The following is an 18,687-nucleotide window of genomic DNA, read 5'->3' as shown; positions in this document are numbered from 1 at the left end:
GCATGCCTTCCATTATTCACAGCGCAAACTACAATCCCATGAACAGTTGCGAACAGTTTGACATGAACTGTTCAGTAGTTTTTCCTGACACTTTCCCCTGCACCCTGCCGATGAAGCTGACCCTCGTTCCCGCCACCGGCGTGCCCCTGACCGACCAGATCGTCAACGAGGTCAAGACCTGGATCAGCGCGCGCGAGGTGCGCCCGGGCGCGCGCCTGCCGTCGATCCGGCAGCTCGCGGCGGAGCATGGCATCAGCCGTTTCCCGGTGATCGAGGCTTATGACCGGCTGGTATCGCAGGGCCTGCTCGATTCCCGCCACGGGTCGGGCTTCTTCGTCGCCGACAGCCCGCTGCTGGCGCGCGGCGCCAATGGCTGGTCGGACCCGCGTCTGGCAGAGGATTTGTCAGGCCATATCCTGGAGCAGTTCAACCATCCCAGCGCCACGCTCAAGCTGGCGGGCGGCTTCGTGCCCGAGAGCTGGCGCGACGTGGAAGGGCTGACCCAGGCCATCCGCCAGGTCTCGCGCAACGACATCAACAGCGTGATCCACTACGCCACGCCGATGGGCAGCCCGGAGCTGCGCCAGCACGTGCTGACCCGCGTGCGGCAGCTCGGCATCGCGGCGGAGTTGCCGCAGGTGCTGATCACCACGGGCGCCAGCCAGGCGCTGGACCTGGTGGTGCGCCGCCTGCTCAAGCCAGGCGATACGGTGTTCGTGGAGGATCCTGGCTACTACAACCTGTTCGGCCTGCTGCGCCTGCACGGGGTGCGGCTGGTGGGGGTGCCGCAAACCCGCAACGGCCCGGACCCGGACGCCGCCGAAGCGCTGCTGCGCGAGCACAAGCCCAAGCTGTTCTTCACCAACAGCGTGCTGCAGAACCCGACCGGCTCGACCCTCTCGCCGCCGGTGGCGTTCCGCCTGCTGGAGCTGGCGCGCCGGCACGGCTTCCGTTTTGTCGAGGACGATATCTTCTCGGACTTCCAGACCAACTACACCGACCGGCTGGCCACGCTGGACCAGCTTGAGCACGTGATCTACATCGGCGGCTTTTCCAAGACGGTGTCGGCCTCGCTGCGCGTCGGCTACCTGGTGGCCGACAAGGCGCTGGTGAAGGACCTGGTGGATGTGAAGGTGCTAACCAGCGTAGCGGGCTCGCATTTCGCGGAGAGCGTGACGGCGGCACTGCTGGAGCGCGGCGCCTACCGCAAATACATGGAGCGGCTGCGGCTGCGGGTGCGCCAGGCCACCGCGCGCGCGGTGCAGCACCTGGGCGACGCCGGCTGGGAAGTGTATTGCGAACCGGCGGGCGGCAACTTCCTGTGGGCTCGTACGCGCGGGATCGAGGATTCGCGCGAGCTGGTGACCTTGGCCGAGCAGCATGGGGTGACACTGGCGCCCGGCAATTACTTCCGGCCGGGCGGCGAGGGCTCGGCCTGGATCCGCATCAACTCCGCCTTTGTCGAGGAGCCGCGCGCGCTGGCCTTCCTGCAGGAAGCCGGAGCGCGCGAACGGTAAGCGAAGGCGGCGTCAAGCGCCGCCGTGCAGCACCGCGTTGCGGCGCGCGTAGAGGAAGTAGATCGCTAGGCCAAGCGCCAGCCACGCCAGGAATGCCACCCAAGTCAGCGCCTGCAGGTGGGCCATCAGGAACAGGCAAAAGCCCACCGACAGCAGCGGCACCACTGGCACACCAGGGCAGCGGAAAGCGCGCGGCAGATCCGGCCGCGTCTTGCGCAGCACCAGCACCGCCACCGAGATCAGCGTGAAGGCGGACAGCGTGCCGATATTGATCAGCTCCGCCAGCACATTGAGCGGCACGAAAGCCGCAATGAAGGCAAACACGATGCCCACCGTCCACGTGGCGAAGAACGGCGTGGCATGCACCGGGTGCACCTTCGACAGCCGCTCCGGCAGCAGCCCGTCGCGCGACATGGCAAAGATGATGCGGGTCTGGCCGAAGGTCATCACCAGGATCACCGTGGTCATGCCCAGGATGGCGCCGAGATCGACGAATCCCGCCACCCAGTTCTCGCCCGCGTACTGCAGCGCCAGCGATACCGGATGATCGATGCCCGCGAACTTGGCGAAGGGCACGATGCCGGTCATGATGGCCGCCACCGTCACGTACAGCACGGTGCAGACCGCCAGCGAGCCGATGATGCCGATCGGCAGGTCGCGGCGCGGGTTGCGCACTTCCTCGGCGGCCGATGTCACCGCGTCGAAGCCGATAAAAGCGAAGAACACCAGCGCGGCCGCATTGAAGACGCCTTCCAGCCCAAACGGCGCGAACGGATGCCAGTTGGCCGGCTTGACGTGCCACACACCCACCCCGATAAAGAGCAGCACCACCGCAATCTTGATGGCCACCATCACGTTGTTCAAGCGCGCCGACTCGCGCACGCCGTAGGACACGACCCAGGTGATCAGCAGCATGATCACGGCAGCCGGCAGGTTGAACAGTGTCGGCACGCCCGGCACGGCACCGGGTGCGGCGGTGAGCATGACCGGCAGGTGAATACCGAAGCCCGCCATCAGCGACTGGAAATAGCCCGACCAGCCCACCGACACCGCCGAGGTCGCAAGACCATACTCAAGCAGCAGATCCCAGCCGATCATCCACGCCACGATCTCGCCGAGCGTGGCGTAGCTATAGGTGTAGATAGAGCCGGAGACGGGGATAGCGGACGCGAACTCGGCGTAGCAGAGCGCGGCAAACCCGCAGGCGAGCGCGGCGATCACGAAGGAGACGGTCAGCGCCGGGCCGGCCGTGAGCGCGCCGGTGCCCGTCAGCACGAAGATGCCGGTGCCGATGATGGCGCCGATGCCCATCAGGATCAGGTCGACGGGACCGAGCACCTTTTTCAGTCCATCATCGCGGGCGGCGGCCAGCATGGCCTCGATGTTCTTGGTGCGGAACAGACTCATCGGTGGGTACTCCTGGCGCGCTGGGCGGCTTTGAAAAGCGGCGTATTTTAGCGTGATGGGGTGGGCGGATTCGTCACTTTTGGGTTGATTGGTGTTTCTTTTAGCGGCGATGGCTCTTGCACCCAAGGGCCGTACGACATCCCCCTGCGGGGGCTGCCGGTCACTCTTCTTTGCGTCGGCAAAGAAGACTAACGAGAAGAAAGCCGACCCTGCCGGGCGCAGAGCAATCAGGCTTATGTGGGGCTGTGGTTTCGTCGTGCGGCCACAGTTCTGCTGGCATCTGCCGGCACCGGTTTGTAGGGCATCGCAATGGCATGGCACATGGGTTTCGTTGTGGGGCCCCTGACCTCGTGTGCGGTGACCATTCCCACATCTGCCGTTACCGGCGCGAAGCACCACGACACATCGCCCGTCAGTGGTTTCGTGGTGGGGCGGGCGCGGTGGTCAAGGTCTCGGGCATATCAACCCGGTGCCACCGCGCCCACGACGGAACCGGTGCGCCTGCAACTTCGTGGCCGGGCACGCCGCGAGCGACAGACGGCTTGAAGCAAGTGATGTCTGCTACCGGGGGCCTCACCACGAATCCCGGAGGCTGGCAGGTTCGTGGCCGGTCAAGCCGGTACCGGCAGAAGCCCGCCGGCACTCCGGGCCGTACGACGCAACCACCGAGGCCGGACAGCCTTATTGCTCTGCGCCCGGCAGGGTCGGCTTTCTTCTCGTTAGTCTTCTTTGCCGACGCAAAGAAGAGTGACCGGCAGCCCCCGCAGGGGGATGTCGTATGGCTGTTGGGTGCAAAGGCCAACGCCGCTCAAAGAAACACCGCCCCCCTCACTTAGCCACCGGCATCGTAAACTCCGCCCCCTTCCCAATACTGTCCGGCCAACGCTGCATGATGCTCTTGTAGCGCGTATAGAAGCGGATACCTTCCTCGCCGTAGGCATGATGATCACCAAACAGCGAGCGCTTCCACCCCCCAAAGGAATGCCACGCCATCGGCACCGGAATCGGCACGTTGATGCCCACCATGCCCACCTGGATCTGGCGCGAGAACGCGCGTGCCACGCCGCCGTCGCTGGTGTAGCAGGACACGCCGTTGCCGTACTCGTGGCCGTTGATCAGGTCCACCGCTTCGGCCAGGTCATGCACGCGCACCACCGACAGCACCGGGCCGAAGATCTCTTCCTTGTAGATGGTCATGTCCGGCGTGACGTTGTCAAACAGCGTGCCGCCCACGTAGAAGCCGTTCTCGTGCCCGTCGACCTTGTGGCCGCGGCCGTCGGTCACCAGCTTGGCGCCCTCTTCCACACCCTTGGCGATATAGCCTTCTACCTTGGCCTTGTGCGCGGCGGTCACCAGCGGGCCCATCTCGGCATCATCTTCCATGCCGTTGCGGATCTTCAGCGACCGCGCGCGTTCGGCCAGGCGCGGTACCAGCTTGTCGGCGACATCGCCCACCGCCACAGCCACCGAGATGGCCATGCAGCGCTCGCCGGCCGAGCCATAGGCAGCGCCGATCAGCGCGTCCACGGCCTGGTCGAGGTCGGCGTCGGGCATCACCACCAGGTGGTTCTTGGCGCCGCCCAGGGCCTGCACGCGCTTGCCGCGCTTGGTGCCTTCGGTGTAGATGTACTCGGCGATCGGCGTGGAGCCGACGAAGGACAGGGCCTGCACGTCCTTGTGCGCCAGCAGCGCATCGACGGCTTCCTTGCCGCCTTGCACCACATTGAACACGCCATCCGGCAGGCCGGCCTGCTTGAGCAGGTCGGCAATCAGCAGCGAGGGCGAGGGATCGCGCTCGGACGGCTTGAGCACGAAGGTGTTGCCGCAGGCCAGCGCCACCGGGAACATCCACATCGGCACCATCACCGGGAAGTTGAACGGCGTGATGCCGGCCACCACGCCCAGCGGCTGGCGCAGGTTCCAGTTGTCGATGCCGCCGCCGATGTTGTCGGTGAAGTCGGTCTTGAGCAGGTTGGGAATGCCGCAGGCAAACTCAACGATCTCCACACCGCGGGTGACTTCGCCCTTGGCATCGGAGAACACCTTGCCGTGCTCGCGCGTGATCAGCGCGGCGAGGTCGTCATGGTGGCGGTCGAGCAGCTCCTTGAACTTGAACAGGATGCGCGCGCGCTTGAGCGGCGCGGTCTCGGACCAGGCCGGGAACGCGGCGTGGGCCGCAGCCACAGCGGCGTCCACGTCCTGCGCCGAGCCGAGCGCCACGCGCCCGGCCACGGCGCCCGTGGCCGGGTTGAAGACGTCGGCAAACCGCTCCGACGAGGCGGCGCGCACAGTCCCGCCAATGTAGTGCGCAATGTCGGCGATCTGCCGGTTCTCTGCGATGTTCACGTCAGTGTTCCTTGTCTTGTCTCTGCGGCCACGGCATTCGCTGCAATCACTGCAATCACTTCAGTTCTTGCAGCACCTTCTTCACGGTGTCGAACATCTCTTCGATCTGCGCCTCGGTGATGATCAGCGGCGGCGAGAAAGCGAGGATGTCGCCGGTGAAGCGCACCAGCACGCCTCGCTCCAGGCATTTCAGGAAGGCCTCATAGCCACGCGCGCCGGGCTGGCCGGGACGCGGCTCCAGCTCGATGCCGGCGACCATGCCGAGGTTGCGGATGTCCTTCACGTGGGGCGCGCCGCGCACGGCATGCACCGCGGCTTCGAACTTCGGCGCCAGCTCGGCGGCACGGCCGAACAGGTTCTCGTTCTTGTAGATATCCAGCGTGGCGATGGCCGCGGCCATCGCCAGCGGGTGGCCGGAATAGGTATAGCCGTGCAGGAACTCGATGGCACCCGGCGCCGCGGCGTTGACCACGGTGTCGTGCACTTCGCGCCGCACCGCCACCGCGCCCATCGGCACGGCTGCGTTGTTGATGGCCTTGGCCATGGTGATCAGGTCCGGCGTGACCTTGAAGCGCTCGGCGGCGGTGGCCGCGCCCAGGCGACCGAAGGCGGTGATGACCTCATCGAAGATCAGCAGGATGCCGTGCTTGCTGGTGATCTCGCGCAGCTTTTCCAGGTAGCCCACGGGCGGCACCAGCACGCCGGCCGAGCCGGCCAGCGGCTCGACGATGACGGCGGCGACGTTGGACGGATCGTGCAGCGCCAGGATGCGTTCCAGGTCGTCGGCCAGGTGCGCGCCCCAGGTCGGCTGGCCTTTGGAGTAAGCTGCTTCGGCAATATTCAGCGTGGCCGGCAGGTGGTCCGTGCCGGGCATCAGGTTGGCCGAGAAGGCCTTGCGGTTGGGGCCGATGCCGCCCACCGCCATGCCGCCGAAGCCAACGCCGTGGTAGCCGCGCTCACGCCCGATCACGCGGGTGCGCTGGCCTTCGCCACGGGCGCGGTGATACGCCAGCGCGATCTTCAGCGCGGTGTCGACCGATTCCGAGCCCGAGTTGGTGAAGAAGATGCGGTCCAGCCCGGCCGGCATGATGGCTGCCACCTTGGTGGCAGCCTCGAAGGTGAGCGGGTGGCTCATCTGGAACGGCGGCGCGTAGTCCAGGGTCTGCACCTGGCGGGCGACCGCGTCCGCGATCTCCTGGCGGCAATGGCCGGCAGCGACGCACCACAGGCCGGCGCAACCGTCGAGGATCTGGCGGCCGTCATGCGAGGTGTAGTACATGCCGCTGGCGGAGTCGAGCAGGCGCGGGGCCGCCTTGTACTGGCGGTTGGCGGTAAACGGCATCCACAGGGCATCGAGATCAGGGATCACAGTCTTGGCGGCATCCATACATCCTCCTCAGGAGCAATTGGCATTGGCTTGGGCGGCGGCTGGCGCCGCCCGGGTTGTCAGGTGATTCTGGTGAATGCGGCCACTGTAGCGGCCCGGCCCGGCTTAAAGAATATACGGTCGACAGAACATCGCCTTACCGTACAGTTAAGAGTGAGACAACTGTACAGATCAAGAATTGCTCGAACCGGGCGACCGCAGCCGCGGATCCAGCCACCCCGCTCGCCACAGCGGCCAAAGTCCCACCAGCAGCCGGATGCCCGTTGCAGCGCCGCAAAGCCCCGCGCCGCCGTGAGGCTTCCCACCGAACCGGTACGGCCATTAAACTGTACAGGTCCATCCTTACATGTCACGCATGCTTAACCTCGATCTTGTCCGCAGCCGGCGCAGCGGCGACACCCTCACCGAGCAGATCGTGGCGGGCATCGCCAGCCTGGTGGACCGGCGCGTGCTGCGCGCCGGCGCGGCGCTGCCGTCGGTGCGGCGCTTTGCCCAGCAGCATGGGGTCAGCACCTTCACCGTGGCCGAGGCCTACGGCCGCCTGACCGCGCTGGGGTACCTGAGCGCGCGGGTGGGCTCGGGCTACACCGTGGCACACCGCCATGCCCCCGCCGGCCAGGCGCCGGCGGCACGCTGGGAGGCACCGGGGCTCAACGCCGCGTGGCTGCTGTCGGATGTGTTCGCCGATCATTCCGTGCCGATCAAGGCGGGTGCGGGCTGGTTGCCCGGCGACTGGCTCAACGAGGAAGGGCTGCACCAGGCCATGCGCGCCGCGGCGCGGGTGCCCGCGGCGCAGGTCTCGGGCTACGGCCACCCATACGGCTTCGCCGCGCTGCGCGAGCATATCGCCGCCGGGCTCAGCCAGTACGGCATGCCGGTGCAGGCCCAGCAAGTGGTGCTGACCCAGGGCGCCACGCAAGCGCTGGACCTGGTGGTCCGCACGCTGTTGCGCCCGGGCGACACCGTGCTGGTGGAAGACCCCTGCTACTGCAATCTGCTGCAGATCCTGCGCCTTGCCGGCTTGCAGGTGGTTGGCGTGCGCCGCACCGCCAGCGGGCTCGACACCGACGCGCTCGACCATGCCATCCGCACCCGCGCGCCACGCGCGCTGTTCGTCAACACGGTGCTGCAGAACCCCACCGGCGGCACGCTCACCAGCATGAACGCGCACCGCGTGCTGCAACTGGCCGAGCAGTACCGGCTGCTGGTGGTGGAGGACGATATCTACCGCGAGCTGGCGCCGCCTGGCTCACCCATGCTGGCGGCCATGGACGGGCTCTCGCACGTGATCTACGTCAACGGGTTCTCCAAGACCATCACGCCATCGCTGCGGGTTGGCTACCTCGCGGCCAGCCCGGAGCTGGCCAAGGCACTCGCACGCACCAAGATGGCCGTGGGGCTGACGTCATCGGAAGTGACCGAGCGGCTGGTGTACTCGGTGCTGACCAGCGGCCACTATGGCCGACATGTGGCGGCGCTGGCCGAACGGCTGCGCGCCCAGCAGGACCGGATCACGGAGAAAATGGAAGCCCACGGGCTGGAGGTGATGCTGCGCCCGGAAGGCGGGATGTTCGCCTGGGCAAGGATGCGGCCGGAAGACGGCGGCGACCAGGCCGCGCTGTCGGGCAACCGCCTGGCGACGCTGGCGCTGGAGCATGGCATCTGGCTGGCGCCAGGGTCTTACTTTGAACCGGAAGAAGGCGACTCGCCGTGGATACGGTTCAACGTGGCAACCAGCGATGAACCCGCGCTGTGGCGATTTTTTGACGCGCTGCGCAGCAGGCAGGCGCAAGGCGCGGAAACGGAATCCATCTCCCGCGGCCTGCGCGCCCCGCGCGCAGGCATGGTCAGGCTGGCCTGAGCGTCATGGCTTCAGGCCAAGCCAGCCACGTTTGCAGGATCAGAAGCGATAACGCACGTAACCCGTGTAAAAACCGCTGCCCGGATTGGGCTGCTTGATACCGGCGTTGGAGACGTGCTGGTAGCGGAAACCGGCTTCGTACGCGGTCTTGGGGCCAAAGGCCATGCCCACGCCGATCATGTCGGAGAACTGGAACAGGCTGCCGGAGCGGTGCTCGTCGGAGGTGGCCTTATGGCTCATCATGCGCACGCCGACGGAGGCTTCCAGGAACGGCACCAGCGAGCCGCCGCGCTTTTCCACGCGCAGGATCGGCGAGAAGCCGAATTCGGTCACATTCTGGTGATTGGTACCGCTGCGGGCGTTCCATTCGGCCAGTTCGGCCTCCCACTGCAGCTTGGCCAGCCAGCCCTGCGGGTTGCCCCAGGCAAAGCCGGAGTCCCAGTTCACGCCAACTTCGTACTTGTCGATGTTGTGGCCGGGATCGCGGCCAAAGGCCACGTGCACCCCTGGATCGGCGTGCGCGGCAGCGCATGCGCCGAGGGCAGCCATGGCGCCAAGCGCCTTGATACGTGTTGCAAGCCGACGGGCAAGGCCGGCGTTCTTCTTATCGATGGTCATGTGCATGGTGGGTGGTAATTACCGCGAAGAATGGCAAGTCCTAGCGAAAACCTTGCCACCTCCCAGCGGCAAAGCCGACCACCCGTACTCAGGACCAGAGGCGTTCCACCACCCAGCCCGCGGTCACGCAGATCGCGAGCCAGGCGCTTAGGCACCCGGCAATAAATCGGTAAGTCATGGTCAATTTCCGCAACAATCGCTTAGGGACAAGCGAATCATTACGGAATTATACATCCGTTCATGAATGTATGTTGAGGCAGGAGAAATCGGGCTAGGGCTCAACGTATCGGTGAGCGATTATGCACCTCCGGGACGGCACATGCTTGCGGCACCGCGGGGCTGTTGCCACGCCGCGTCAATCCCCCCGCGCCACGGCGCTTTGGCCCATGACCGCGGCGAAATCCGTTGCCGGCATCGGCCGGCCGAGCAGGTAGCCTTGCGCCGCGTCGCAGCCCTCCTCGGCCAGCAAGCGCTGCTGGGCTTGGGTCTCCACACCTTCCGCCAGGGTTCTCATGCCCAGCGAGCGCGCCAGCGCGATGACCCCGCGAATGACCGCCAGGGCCTCGGGTGCGCTGCCGAGGACTGCAACGAACGATTTGTCGATCTTGAGCGTCGCAACCGGTAGGCGCGTCAGGTAGGCCAGGCTCGAGTAACCGGAGCCGAAATCGTCCAGCGAGGCGCTGATGCCGCAGTGCCTGAGCTCGTCGAGCGCCGCCGCGGCACTGTCGAGGTCGGTCATCAGGGTGTCCTCGGTGACTTCCACGTCAAGCAGCCCGCATGGCACCTCGTGCTCGCGCGCGAGGTCCGCCAGCAAGCCAGCGAGCCCCGGCATGACCAGCTGCCGCGCCGACAGGTTGAGAGAGATCCTGGGCACCGTCAGGCCGGCACGCCGCCAGGCCGCTATCTGGCGGCACACGGCGCGCATGACCCACAGCCCCACCGCCGGCTCCAGCGGGGACTCCAGCAGCACATCGAGAAAGGCGGCGGGAGGCAGCAGGCCGCGCGTTGGGTGCTGCCAGCGCAACAACGCCTCCGCGCCCGCCAGCCTGCCATCCGGCAGCGACCACTGCGGCTGGAAGTGAAGCACCAGCTGGTCGTCGGCCATCGCGGCATGCAGGTCGGCGCGCAGCTGCAGGCGCTGCCGCAAGCCTTGGGCAAGGTCCAGGTGGAAGACGCGGAACTGGAAACGCCCCGCAGCCTTGGCCGCATACATGGCGGCATCGGCGTGGTTCAACAGGGTGTCAGCGGTGTCGCCAGCCTCGGGCCATTGCGCGATCCCTACGCTGGCACCCAGCAGCAGCGTGTGGCCGTCCACCTGGAATGGCTGCGACACGCCGGCCAGGATGGTGCCGGCAAAGCGCTCGGCCTGTCCCGGCCGCGCGTCGCGCAAGATGAACACGAACTCATCGCCGCCGACGCGCGCGACAAAAGCCGAAGACGCCAGCAGCGCGCGAAAGCGCTCGGCGACCTTGCATAGCAACGTGTCGCCCACGGCATGGCCAAAGGCGTCGTTGACTTCCTTGAAGCGGTCGAGATCGACGAACAGCACCACCACCCCGGCCGCTTGCGGCGCTTGCGCCTGCATGCCGGCCGGCAGCACGGCTACCTGGGCTTCTGCAGCCTGCGCCACCGCGCGCGCCAGCACCTGCGTGCAGCGCCGGCGGTTCGGCAGGCCGGTCAGGTAGTCGTGGTCGGCATGGTATTCCAGCTGGGCCGACTGCTGCCGTTCGCGGCTGACGTCGCGAAAGAGCACGGTAAGGCCGTTGGCATCGGGAAAGGCGCGCGCTTCAAACCAGCATGCCAGCGGGGCATAGTAGGCGGTACAGGTGCGTGATGCGCCGCTGGCAGCAGCCTCATGAAACGTCCGGTAATACGCCGAGCCAATCAGGTCTGGATAGCATTCCCAGATGCCGCGCCCGTCGAGATCCTTACGGGTGCGCTTGAGCCAGCGCTCCATGGTCTGGTTGGCGTAGGCGAATCGCCACTCGCGGTCGAGCGACATGACGCCATCCGCGACGCTATCGAGCATCGCGGCAAGATGCGTGGGCAACGCCCCGGCGGGCGGCGTGCTCGTGGGATTGGCATGACAGGGCAAAAGTGGCGCGCGCTGGGGAGAGTCGTCCATGTCGAGGGGGGTCGTCCGAGCACCGCATGAATCACGGTTGACAAGGCGGCAGGTGGCAGGCGTCGGCCGCATTTTATCCTCGAACACCCCGCACCGGTATGCCGGCGCGGGCCTTTGGCCCAAGGATTGCGCACCAGTGCCCGCCACGATGCCCCCCGGTCACATACGGTTTCCCCCCACTATCCCCCCACTATCCCCCCACTATCCCCCCACTATCCCCCCACTATCCCCCGCTATCCCCGCTTGTCGCTGGCGTCACGCCACGGTTGCGTACTCCAGTGTCTTTGGCGTCTTCACGATGACCTCCGGGCGCTCGCCCACCACGACCGTATCGTCGAGCCGGAAGCCGCCCAGCCCATAGACATAGATGCCCGGCTCGGCCGAGTAGACCTCGCCGTCCAGCAGTGCGCGCGTGTTGAAGGCCATGTCCTCCGGATACTCGTGCAGCATCAGCCCGACCGCGTGGCCGGTGCGGTGGAAGATGTACTCGCCCAGCCCCGCGCGCTCGATCACGGCCTGCGCGGCGGCGTCCATGTCGCAGACGCGCCGGCCGGTCACCGCGGCCGCCACCGCCGCGTCGGTGGCCTCGGCGGCAACCTGGTAGCAGCGTGCCTGGCGCTCGTCCGGTTTGCCGCAGAACCACGTGCGCTCGTTCTCCACGTAGTAGCCATTCAGGCGCGGCAGGATCAGGTTGACGATGGTATCGCCAGCCGCGATGCGCGCGCCGCACGCGGCGCCGTCGCCGTGCGGCGAGGCCGAGGCCGGCCCCGTCAGCGTCCAGCATTTGAGGATATCGAAATCCTCGCCGGGAAAGCGGCGCGCGGCCTCCTCCACCATCAGCGCCGACATGGCATGGTCCAGCTCCTGCACCAGCCGCCCCGGCCGAATGTTCTCGCGGTAGCGGTCCTGTACCCAGTCGGTCAGGCTCCCAAGCTCGCGCATCACCTGCAGTTCTTCCGCATGCTTGACCCAGCGCATGGCGCGCATCTCCGCCATGGCCGGGCGCAGCGCGAGCTCCGGCAGGTAGCGCTGCGCCGCCGCGAGAATCGGGTGGGCCACGTCCACGGCAATGCGCGAGCCGCCCAGCCCGTGCGACGCCAGCAGCGACGCCACCACCTCGGGCAACTGCGGCGCCAGCGCCAGCCGCTGCGACACGCGCGGATGCTCGGCGTAGTAGGTCACGTCGCGCAGCCAGACCTTGTCCTTTTCCGTGCACAGGCGCATGTGGTTTGTGGACAGCTCGTTCATCACGGCGAAGGGTTCGCCGTTGCGCGGCACGAACACGAAAACGGGGCGCTCCCACGGCCAGACATCCAGCTGGAAATTGGTGGCGAACTGGAAGAAGTCCGGCGTGCTGAACACCAGCGCGTCGACGCGGATGCGGTCCATCAGAGCGTGCATCATTGCCAGGCGATAGTCGCGCACGGCGGTCGTGATCTGGGGCATGTCTAGTCTCCTTGGTTCCTTGCTTCCTTGGTAATGGGTGCGGGCGGGTGCGGACACATCCGCCCGGGATCAGAGGGCGATGCCGAGCTTGCGGATCATGGGGCCCCAGGCCTGCGCGTCGCGCTGCATATGGCGCTCCACTTCGGCCGGTGGCCCCTTGATCGGGTCGAGGAACTGGTTGGCCAGCTTGTCCTTGAATGCCGGCTCGTCCATGGCCGCGTTGATGTCGGCGTTGATCTTCTGCACCAGCGCCGCCGGCGTGCCGGTCTTTGCGACGATGGCGTACCAGCCCGGCACCGCCACGTCGTAGCCAAGCTCCTTGAAAGTCGGCACATCGGGCAGCGCGGCCAGGCGCCGCTCGCCGGTCACGGCCAGCGCCACCAGCTTCTTGCCGGCGATATAGGGCTGCACGCCCGCCACCACATTCATCATGGCCGGCGTCTCGCCCGACATCAGGCTGGTTGAGCCGCCGGCGCCGTTGAACGGCACATGCTGCAGCTTGATGCCGGCGCGCTCGGCCACCAGCTCCATGGCCAGGTGCGTGGAGTTGCCGATGCCGCCGGAGGCGTAGCTGATGCCGCCCGGCCGCGCCTTGGCGAGCCGCACGAATTCGGCAAAGCTGGTGGCGTGCATCGCCGGCGCGACCACTAGCACGAACGGCGAGTTGGCCAGCATCGCCACGCCGGTCAGGTCGCGTTGCGGCACATAGGGCAACGTGGGATACAGGAAGGGATTGAAGGCCAGGTTGGACACGCCCGCGAAGAACAGGGTGTAGCCATCGGCCGGCTGCTGCAGCACATAGTTGATGGCCAGCACGCCGTTGGCGCCGGGCTTGTTTTCCACAACAACGCTGCGTCCCCAGCGCTTGCCCAGCGTTTCGGCCAGCGCGCGCGCGAGCACGTCGTTGCCCGTGCCACCGGCCTGCGGCACGACCAGCCTGACCGGGCGCTGCGGCCAGTCCTGCGCCCAGCCGGCCGCGCCACATGCCATGCCCGCCACGGCGAGCGCGGCGCTTAGTATCAGTGTGCGTCTGTTCACTTCGATCTCCTCTCGCATCCCTTGAGCGGCACCCTCGCATCGAGGTGCATGCGGTTTACTGTACCATGTGGTACATGATGGGGGAAAAAAATTTTCGGGACTGCGGCGCCGACGCCGGCGCCGCATACGGATCAGGCTTCGGGTGCGGATTTCGCGCCCGGGGCCCCAGGCGCATTCAGCATGCGCGCGAAGTATTTCAGCGCGGCAGTGGTGCCCTTGCGATCGCCCGTGGTGACGAGATCCAGCAACAGGCCGCGCACGGTGGCGACCTCGATGCGAGCCCGCAGCTTCGCCTCGCTCGTGCTCAATCCAAGCTGCTTGTGAAAGCGCTCGGTCAGCGCGCCGGTCCAGCTGCCGATCACATCGTCGAGGAACACCTGGAAGCGTTCGCGATCGCGAATGGCGCGGCCGTAAATCTCGAACAGCAACTGGATGATGGGCAGGTAGTTGTCCGCCGAGTAGCGCGCCCAGGCTACCTCCAGCGCCCGTGCGGGATCGGACTCGCTGGCGGCCAGGCTGGCGCGCGCATCCAGCTCGGCATGGCGGATGCGGCGCAGCACCGCCTCCCAGAACTGGTCCGCCGAGCCGAAGTAATAGATCAGCATGCGGTGGCTGGTGCCGAGCGCCTCGGCGATATGGCGCAGCGACAAGTCGCCGATGCCGTGCTCCAGCACGTGGTTGACGGCGCCGTCGAGCAGCTGGATGGCCTGGTCGCTGGCAGCGCGGCCTTGCGCGAGTGTTTCGAGCCTATCGAGCGTCTCGGTGGCAGCGGCGGGATTCTTGCGGGGCGGCATGGACTGGGGAAAGCGTTCGGTTGGGCACAGGGGCGAAGACAGCGAGTGTAAGCCAGCCCGGCTCGCAGCGCATTCGCCCGTTGCATCCCTAACCTGCGCCCAGCAGGAAGGGCAGCGTCTCGTCCAGCAGCAGCGCCGGCACTTCCTCGGCCATGTAGTGCCCGCACGGCAGGCTCTTGCCGCTCACGTTGCGCGCCACCTTGCGCCACTCTTCCAGCGGCGCGAAGCAGCGGCCTACCGCGCCCTGCTCGCCCCACAGCGCCAGCATCTCGCACTCGACCTTGCGCCCGGCGGCGAGGTCGGCACGATCGTGTTCGAGATCGATCGACGCGCTGGCTCGATAGTCCTCGCACAGCCCGTGCGCCGCGCCCGGCAGGCTAAGGCAACGCAGGTACTCCGCCATGGCCGCCTCGGTAAACGGCGCCAGGCCGGCGCTGCGGCTGCCCATGGTGCTGCGCAGGTAGAGCGCCGGATCGGCCTCGATCAGCGTCTCGGGAAACGGCGCGGGCCGGATCAGGAAGAACCAGTGGTAGTAGGCCAGCGCGAACTGCAGGCTGGTCTGCTCGTACATCGCCAGCGTGGGCGCAATATCCAGCGTGACCAGCCGCTGCACGGCATCCGGATGATCCACCGCCATGCGGTGCGCCACGCGCCCGCCGCGGTCATGCGCCATCACCAGGAAGCGCTCGAAGCCCAGCGCGCGCATCGCCGTGACCTGGTCCTGCGCCATGCTGCGCTTGCTGTAGTTGGCGTGGTCCGGCAGCCCGGCCGGCTTGCCGCTATCGCCGTAGCCGCGCAGGTCGGTGGCGACCACCGTGAAATGCCTTGCCAGCGTGGCGGCCACCTTATGCCAGATCACATGCGTTTGCGGATGGCCATGCAGGAGCAGCAAGGCCGGGCCCCGGCCACCGACGACAGCGTGGATCTCGACGTCGCCACATGGAATGCGATGCTGCGTGAATCCTTCGAACACGTTCCGTCCTCCTTCAGGCGGACAGCCGCGCCATGGTCTTGGCGGCGACGTCCTGCAGCCAGGGCTGCGACTGGTGATGGCGCCGCGCGAACGCGGCGATTTGCGACGACTGTGCCAGCGTTGCGCCGATCATGTCCAGTCCCTGGCGAAACATGGTGCGGTGGCGCTCGGCCAGCGTGAAGGCAAAGCGCAGCGCGCCGGCGCTCACCGACATCGCCGCGAGGTCGATCTCGATCCGCGCAGGCGCGCCGCCCGACACCGCGGCCATCAGCGCATCCACTTCTGCCTGCGGCAACATCACCAGCAGCAGCCGGTTGTTGATCGCGTTCGAGTAGAAGATCTCGCCAAAGCTGGGCGCGATCACCGCGCGAATGCCGTATTGCTGCAGCCCCCAGACGGCGTGCTCGCGGCTCGATCCGCAGCCAAAGTTCGGGCCGGCCACCAGCACGCCCGCGCCCAGGTACCGCGCCTGGTTGAGCGCGAACTCCGGGCGCGGCACGCCTTGCGCGTCGAAGCGCATATCGTAGAACAGGCCACGGTCCAGCCCGGCCTTGTCGATGATGCGCAGGAACTGCTTGGGCATGATCTGGTCGGTGTCGAGGTTGCCGATGGGCAGCGGCGCGCCAAGCGCGGCGATCAGGTCGGAATCGTAGTCAGGCATGGCATCAGGCATTGGTTTGCTCCAGGCGGCGCACATCGGTGATGCAGCCGGTCAGCGCCGCCGCGGCGGCCATGGCGGGACTCATCAGGTGGGTGCGCCCGGCGCGCCCCTGGCGTCCCTCGAAATTGCGATTGGTGGTGGAGGCGCAGCGCTCGCCGGGCGCGAGTACGTCGTCGTTCATTGCCAGGCACATCGAGCAGCCCGGCTTGCGCCATTCGAAGCCGGCGTCCAGCAGCACCTGCGCAATGCCTTCGTCCTCGGCCTGCTGGCGCACCGCGCCGGAGCCCGGCACCACCATCGCGCGCACGCCTTCGGCCACCTTGCGCCCGCGCACGATGGCGGCCACAGCGCGCAGGTCTTCGATGCGCCCATTGGTGCAGGAACCGATGAACACGCGCTGCACCGGCAGGCCTTCGAGCGTGGCCCCCGCCTGCAGGCCGGTATAGTCGAGCGCCTTGGCGGCAGCGCTGCGCGCCGTGTCGTCGATGGCATCCTCCACCGGCGGCACGCACGCGTCGATGGGGATCGCCTGGTCGGGGCTGGTGCCCCAGCTCACATACGGCGCCACGCTGCTGGCGTCGAACACCAGTTCGCTGTCGAACCTGGCATCCGCATCGGAATGCAGCGCCCGCCAGCAGGCCAGCGCGCGCTCGCGCAGCGTGGCATCGATATCGGCGGCGCGGGCCAGCACGTATTCGATGGCCGCCGCATCCGGCGCGATCAGCGCGCCACGCGCGCCGGCTTCCACCGTCATGTTGCACAAGGTCATGCGCGCCTCGATCGACAGCGCGGCAATGGCGCTGCCGGCGAACTCCACCACATAGCCGCGCGCGCCCTGCGCGCTGATGCGGCTGATGATATGCAGGATCAGGTCCTTTGCGGTGGCGCCACGCGGCAGCACACCGTCCACGCGGATGCGCATGTCCTTCGCCACGCGGTACACCAGCGTCTGCGTGGCCAGCACGTGCTCCACCTCGGATGTGCCGATGCCAAAGCCAAGCGCGCCCAGCGCGCCGTAGGTGGTGGTGTGGCTGTCGCCGCACAGCACCACCATGCCCGGCCGGATCATGCCGTGCTCGGGCGCGATCACGTGCTCGATGCCCTGCAGCGCGTCATCGGTATCGAACAGCGCGATGCCGTGCTGGTCGCAGTTGCGCTTGAGGTTGCGCGCCTGCAGCGCCGAGGCGGGATCCTGGATGCGGCGCGGGCTTTCGGCGTGGGTGGGGATGATGTGGTCCACCACCGCCACCTGCTGGCCCGGCGACGGCACGCCCCGGCCCTGCGCGGCCAGCCCGGCAAAAGCCTGCGGACTGGTGTATTCGTTCATCAGGTGCAGATCCGCGTAGAGCAGCACGTGGTCGGCATCGAGCGCGGCCACGGTGTGCGAATCCACCAGCTTGCGATAGTAGGTAAGGCCTGACATGGGACAGCCTGCTTGATATGCGTTGAAAAAATGCGCGGCAGAAAGCACCGCGCCTACTCCGGCGTGATGCCGGCCTGCTTGATCTGCGCGCCCCAGCGCTTGATTTCCTTGTGCAGCATGGTGTCGGCCTGGGACGGGCTCATGGTCAGCGGCTCGAAGCCTTCCTTGAGCAGGCGCGCTTTGATCTCCGGCGCGGCCAGTGCCTGGTTCAGCGTCTGGTTGAGCTTGGCGATCACCTCCTTGGGCGTGCCGGCCGGCGCGCTGACGATGAACCAGGTCTCGAAGGTGTAGTTGGGCAGGCCCGCCTCGGCAATGGTGGGCACATCGGGCAGCAGCGCAGAGCGCTTGGGCCCGGTCACCGCCAGTGCGCGCAGCTTGCCCGCCTGCACCTGCGGCAGCGCGGCGGAGAGCACCGGGAAGCTGAGCTGCACCTGGCCGGCGATGGTATCGACCATGGCCGGGCCGCCGCCCTTGTATGGCACGTGCAGGATGGCCGTGCCGGACTCGGACTTGAACAGCTCCGCCGCCATGTGGAAGGTACTGCCGGTGCCCGCCGAGCCAAAACTCAGCTGCCCGGGGCGGCTCTTGGCCAGCGCAATCAGTTCCTTCACATTCTTGGCCGGCAGGCCGTTGGTCACCACCAGCACATGCTGCGAGGTGCCCATGGTGCCAACCGACGTCAGGTCGCGCTCGGTGTCGAACGGCAGCCTGGCGAAGAGCGAAGGATTCACCGCCAGCGCCACGTTGTTGATGGCCAGCGTATAGCCATCGGGCCTGGCCTTGGCGGTCTGGTCCATGCCGATATTGCCCGAGGCGCCTGCGCGGTTGTCCGCCACCACGGGCTGGCCGAGTTGCCGGCCCCACGCTTCGGTGACCAGCCGCGCGGCGATGTCGACGCTGCCGCCCGGAGCGAACGGCACGATCAGGCGAATCGGGCGCGCGGGAAACGTCTCGGCCGAGGCCACCGCCGGCGCGAGCGCAACTGACAAGGCGACAGCACTCATGGCGAGCGGCATCCGGCCGATCCGGCCGATCCGGCAGATCCGGCGGGCGATGGCGGTAAAGCGGTTCATTTGGGGTCTCCTGGGTGG

14 protein-coding genes are annotated in these 18,687 nt (G+C 67.2%); 2 read left to right on the top strand and 12 right to left on the bottom strand.

Features of this window, described 5'->3' with window-relative positions; genetic code table 11:
- Nucleotides 1-110: 110 nt before the first annotated feature.
- On the top strand, nt 111-1,517 hold the full coding sequence (locus AC1RQK_RS18590; RefSeq protein WP_309405371.1) for an aminotransferase-like domain-containing protein: 1,407 nt from the start codon (nt 111-113) through the stop codon (nt 1,515-1,517).
- Between the two features lie 12 nt (nt 1,518-1,529).
- On the opposite strand, the gene bcaP is transcribed toward AC1RQK_RS18590, so the two are convergent.
- From bcaP to aptA, 3 genes are all read right to left on the bottom strand, one after another.
- Nucleotides 1,530-2,924, bottom strand: a complete 1,395-nt coding sequence (gene bcaP, locus AC1RQK_RS18585) for a branched-chain amino acid transporter BcaP (RefSeq protein WP_492810416.1) — start codon at nt 2,922-2,924, stop codon at nt 1,530-1,532.
- Nucleotides 2,925-3,752: 828 nt separating this feature from the next.
- Complete coding sequence (locus AC1RQK_RS18580; protein ID WP_492375593.1) at nt 3,753-5,270, bottom strand: CoA-acylating methylmalonate-semialdehyde dehydrogenase; 1,518 nt, start codon at nt 5,268-5,270, stop codon at nt 3,753-3,755.
- Nucleotides 5,271-5,325: 55 nt separating this feature from the next.
- Complete coding sequence (gene aptA / locus AC1RQK_RS18575; protein ID WP_492375592.1) at nt 5,326-6,657, bottom strand: omega-aminotransferase AptA; 1,332 nt, start codon at nt 6,655-6,657, stop codon at nt 5,326-5,328.
- A gap of 355 nt (nt 6,658-7,012) precedes the next feature.
- Here aptA and AC1RQK_RS18570 point away from each other — a divergent pair, with 355 nt between their 5' ends.
- Nucleotides 7,013-8,518, top strand: a complete 1,506-nt coding sequence (locus tag AC1RQK_RS18570; RefSeq protein WP_492810540.1) for an aminotransferase-like domain-containing protein — start codon at nt 7,013-7,015, stop codon at nt 8,516-8,518.
- A gap of 39 nt (nt 8,519-8,557) precedes the next feature.
- On the opposite strand, the gene AC1RQK_RS18565 is transcribed toward AC1RQK_RS18570, so the two are convergent.
- The 9 genes from AC1RQK_RS18565 to AC1RQK_RS18525 all read right to left on the bottom strand — a co-directional run bounded on the left by AC1RQK_RS18565 (nt 8,558) and on the right by AC1RQK_RS18525 (nt 18,669).
- Nucleotides 8,558-9,136, bottom strand: a complete 579-nt coding sequence (locus AC1RQK_RS18565) for an acyloxyacyl hydrolase (protein ID WP_492375591.1) — start codon at nt 9,134-9,136, stop codon at nt 8,558-8,560.
- A gap of 355 nt (nt 9,137-9,491) precedes the next feature.
- On the bottom strand, nt 9,492-11,261 hold the full coding sequence (locus AC1RQK_RS18560; protein ID WP_492810413.1) for a putative bifunctional diguanylate cyclase/phosphodiesterase: 1,770 nt from the start codon (nt 11,259-11,261) through the stop codon (nt 9,492-9,494).
- Between the two features lie 255 nt (nt 11,262-11,516).
- Nucleotides 11,517-12,707, bottom strand: a complete 1,191-nt coding sequence (locus tag AC1RQK_RS18555; protein ID WP_492810411.1) for a M24 family metallopeptidase — start codon at nt 12,705-12,707, stop codon at nt 11,517-11,519.
- 69 nt (nt 12,708-12,776) lie between these two features.
- The gene (locus AC1RQK_RS18550; protein ID WP_492374786.1) at nt 12,777-13,745 is read right to left on the bottom strand and encodes a Bug family tripartite tricarboxylate transporter substrate binding protein; all 969 of its coding nucleotides are present in this window, start codon (nt 13,743-13,745) and stop codon (nt 12,777-12,779) included.
- 131 nt (nt 13,746-13,876) lie between these two features.
- Nucleotides 13,877-14,539, bottom strand: coding sequence for a TetR family transcriptional regulator (locus AC1RQK_RS18545; protein WP_492374785.1), 663 nt, complete (start codon nt 14,537-14,539; stop codon nt 13,877-13,879).
- A gap of 88 nt (nt 14,540-14,627) precedes the next feature.
- Nucleotides 14,628-15,512: an alpha/beta fold hydrolase gene (locus AC1RQK_RS18540; protein ID WP_492374784.1), complete on the bottom strand. Its 885-nt coding sequence runs from the start codon at nt 15,510-15,512 to the stop codon at nt 14,628-14,630.
- 13 nt (nt 15,513-15,525) lie between these two features.
- Nucleotides 15,526-16,185: a 3-isopropylmalate dehydratase small subunit gene (gene leuD, locus AC1RQK_RS18535; protein ID WP_492810408.1), complete on the bottom strand. Its 660-nt coding sequence runs from the start codon at nt 16,183-16,185 to the stop codon at nt 15,526-15,528.
- Nucleotides 16,178-17,596: a 3-isopropylmalate dehydratase large subunit gene (gene leuC, locus AC1RQK_RS18530; RefSeq protein ID WP_492374782.1), complete on the bottom strand. Its 1,419-nt coding sequence runs from the start codon at nt 17,594-17,596 to the stop codon at nt 16,178-16,180. Before leuC ends, leuD begins: the two co-directional genes overlap by 8 nt.
- A gap of 53 nt (nt 17,597-17,649) precedes the next feature.
- Nucleotides 17,650-18,669 carry a tripartite tricarboxylate transporter substrate binding protein gene (locus AC1RQK_RS18525; RefSeq protein ID WP_492810406.1) on the bottom strand — a complete coding sequence of 340 codons (1,020 nt, stop codon included), beginning with the start codon at nt 18,667-18,669 and terminating at the stop codon, nt 17,650-17,652.
- Nucleotides 18,670-18,687: the final 18 nt, after the last annotated feature.

This window comes from Cupriavidus sp. GW822-FHT02D05 (genome assembly GCF_058802485.1).
The sequence above is the reverse complement of the archived record's forward strand: the minus strand, read 5'-3'. Positions and strand labels throughout refer to the sequence as shown.

Bases quoted from the DNA above. Each gene is read 5' to 3' on its own strand.
- AC1RQK_RS18525 (WP_492810406.1), bottom strand. From the start codon at position 18,669: ATGAACCGCTTTACCGCCATCGCCCGCCGGATCTGCCGGATCGGCCGG.
- AC1RQK_RS18570 (WP_492810540.1), top strand. From the start codon at position 7,013: ATGCTTAACCTCGATCTTGTCCGCAGCCGGCGCAGCGGCGACACCCTC.
- AC1RQK_RS18545 (WP_492374785.1), bottom strand. From the start codon at position 14,539: ATGCCGCCCCGCAAGAATCCCGCCGCTGCCACCGAGACGCTCGATAGG.
- AC1RQK_RS18555 (WP_492810411.1), bottom strand. From the start codon at position 12,707: ATGCCCCAGATCACGACCGCCGTGCGCGACTATCGCCTGGCAATGATG.
- leuD (WP_492810408.1), bottom strand. From the start codon at position 16,185: ATGCCTGATGCCATGCCTGACTACGATTCCGACCTGATCGCCGCGCTT.
- aptA (WP_492375592.1), bottom strand. From the start codon at position 6,657: ATGGATGCCGCCAAGACTGTGATCCCTGATCTCGATGCCCTGTGGATG.
- leuC (WP_492374782.1), bottom strand. From the start codon at position 17,596: ATGTCAGGCCTTACCTACTATCGCAAGCTGGTGGATTCGCACACCGTG.
- bcaP (WP_492810416.1), bottom strand. From the start codon at position 2,924: ATGAGTCTGTTCCGCACCAAGAACATCGAGGCCATGCTGGCCGCCGCC.
- AC1RQK_RS18565 (WP_492375591.1), bottom strand. From the start codon at position 9,136: ATGACCATCGATAAGAAGAACGCCGGCCTTGCCCGTCGGCTTGCAACA.
- AC1RQK_RS18590 (WP_309405371.1), top strand. From the start codon at position 111: ATGAAGCTGACCCTCGTTCCCGCCACCGGCGTGCCCCTGACCGACCAG.
- AC1RQK_RS18560 (WP_492810413.1), bottom strand. From the start codon at position 11,261: ATGGACGACTCTCCCCAGCGCGCGCCACTTTTGCCCTGTCATGCCAAT.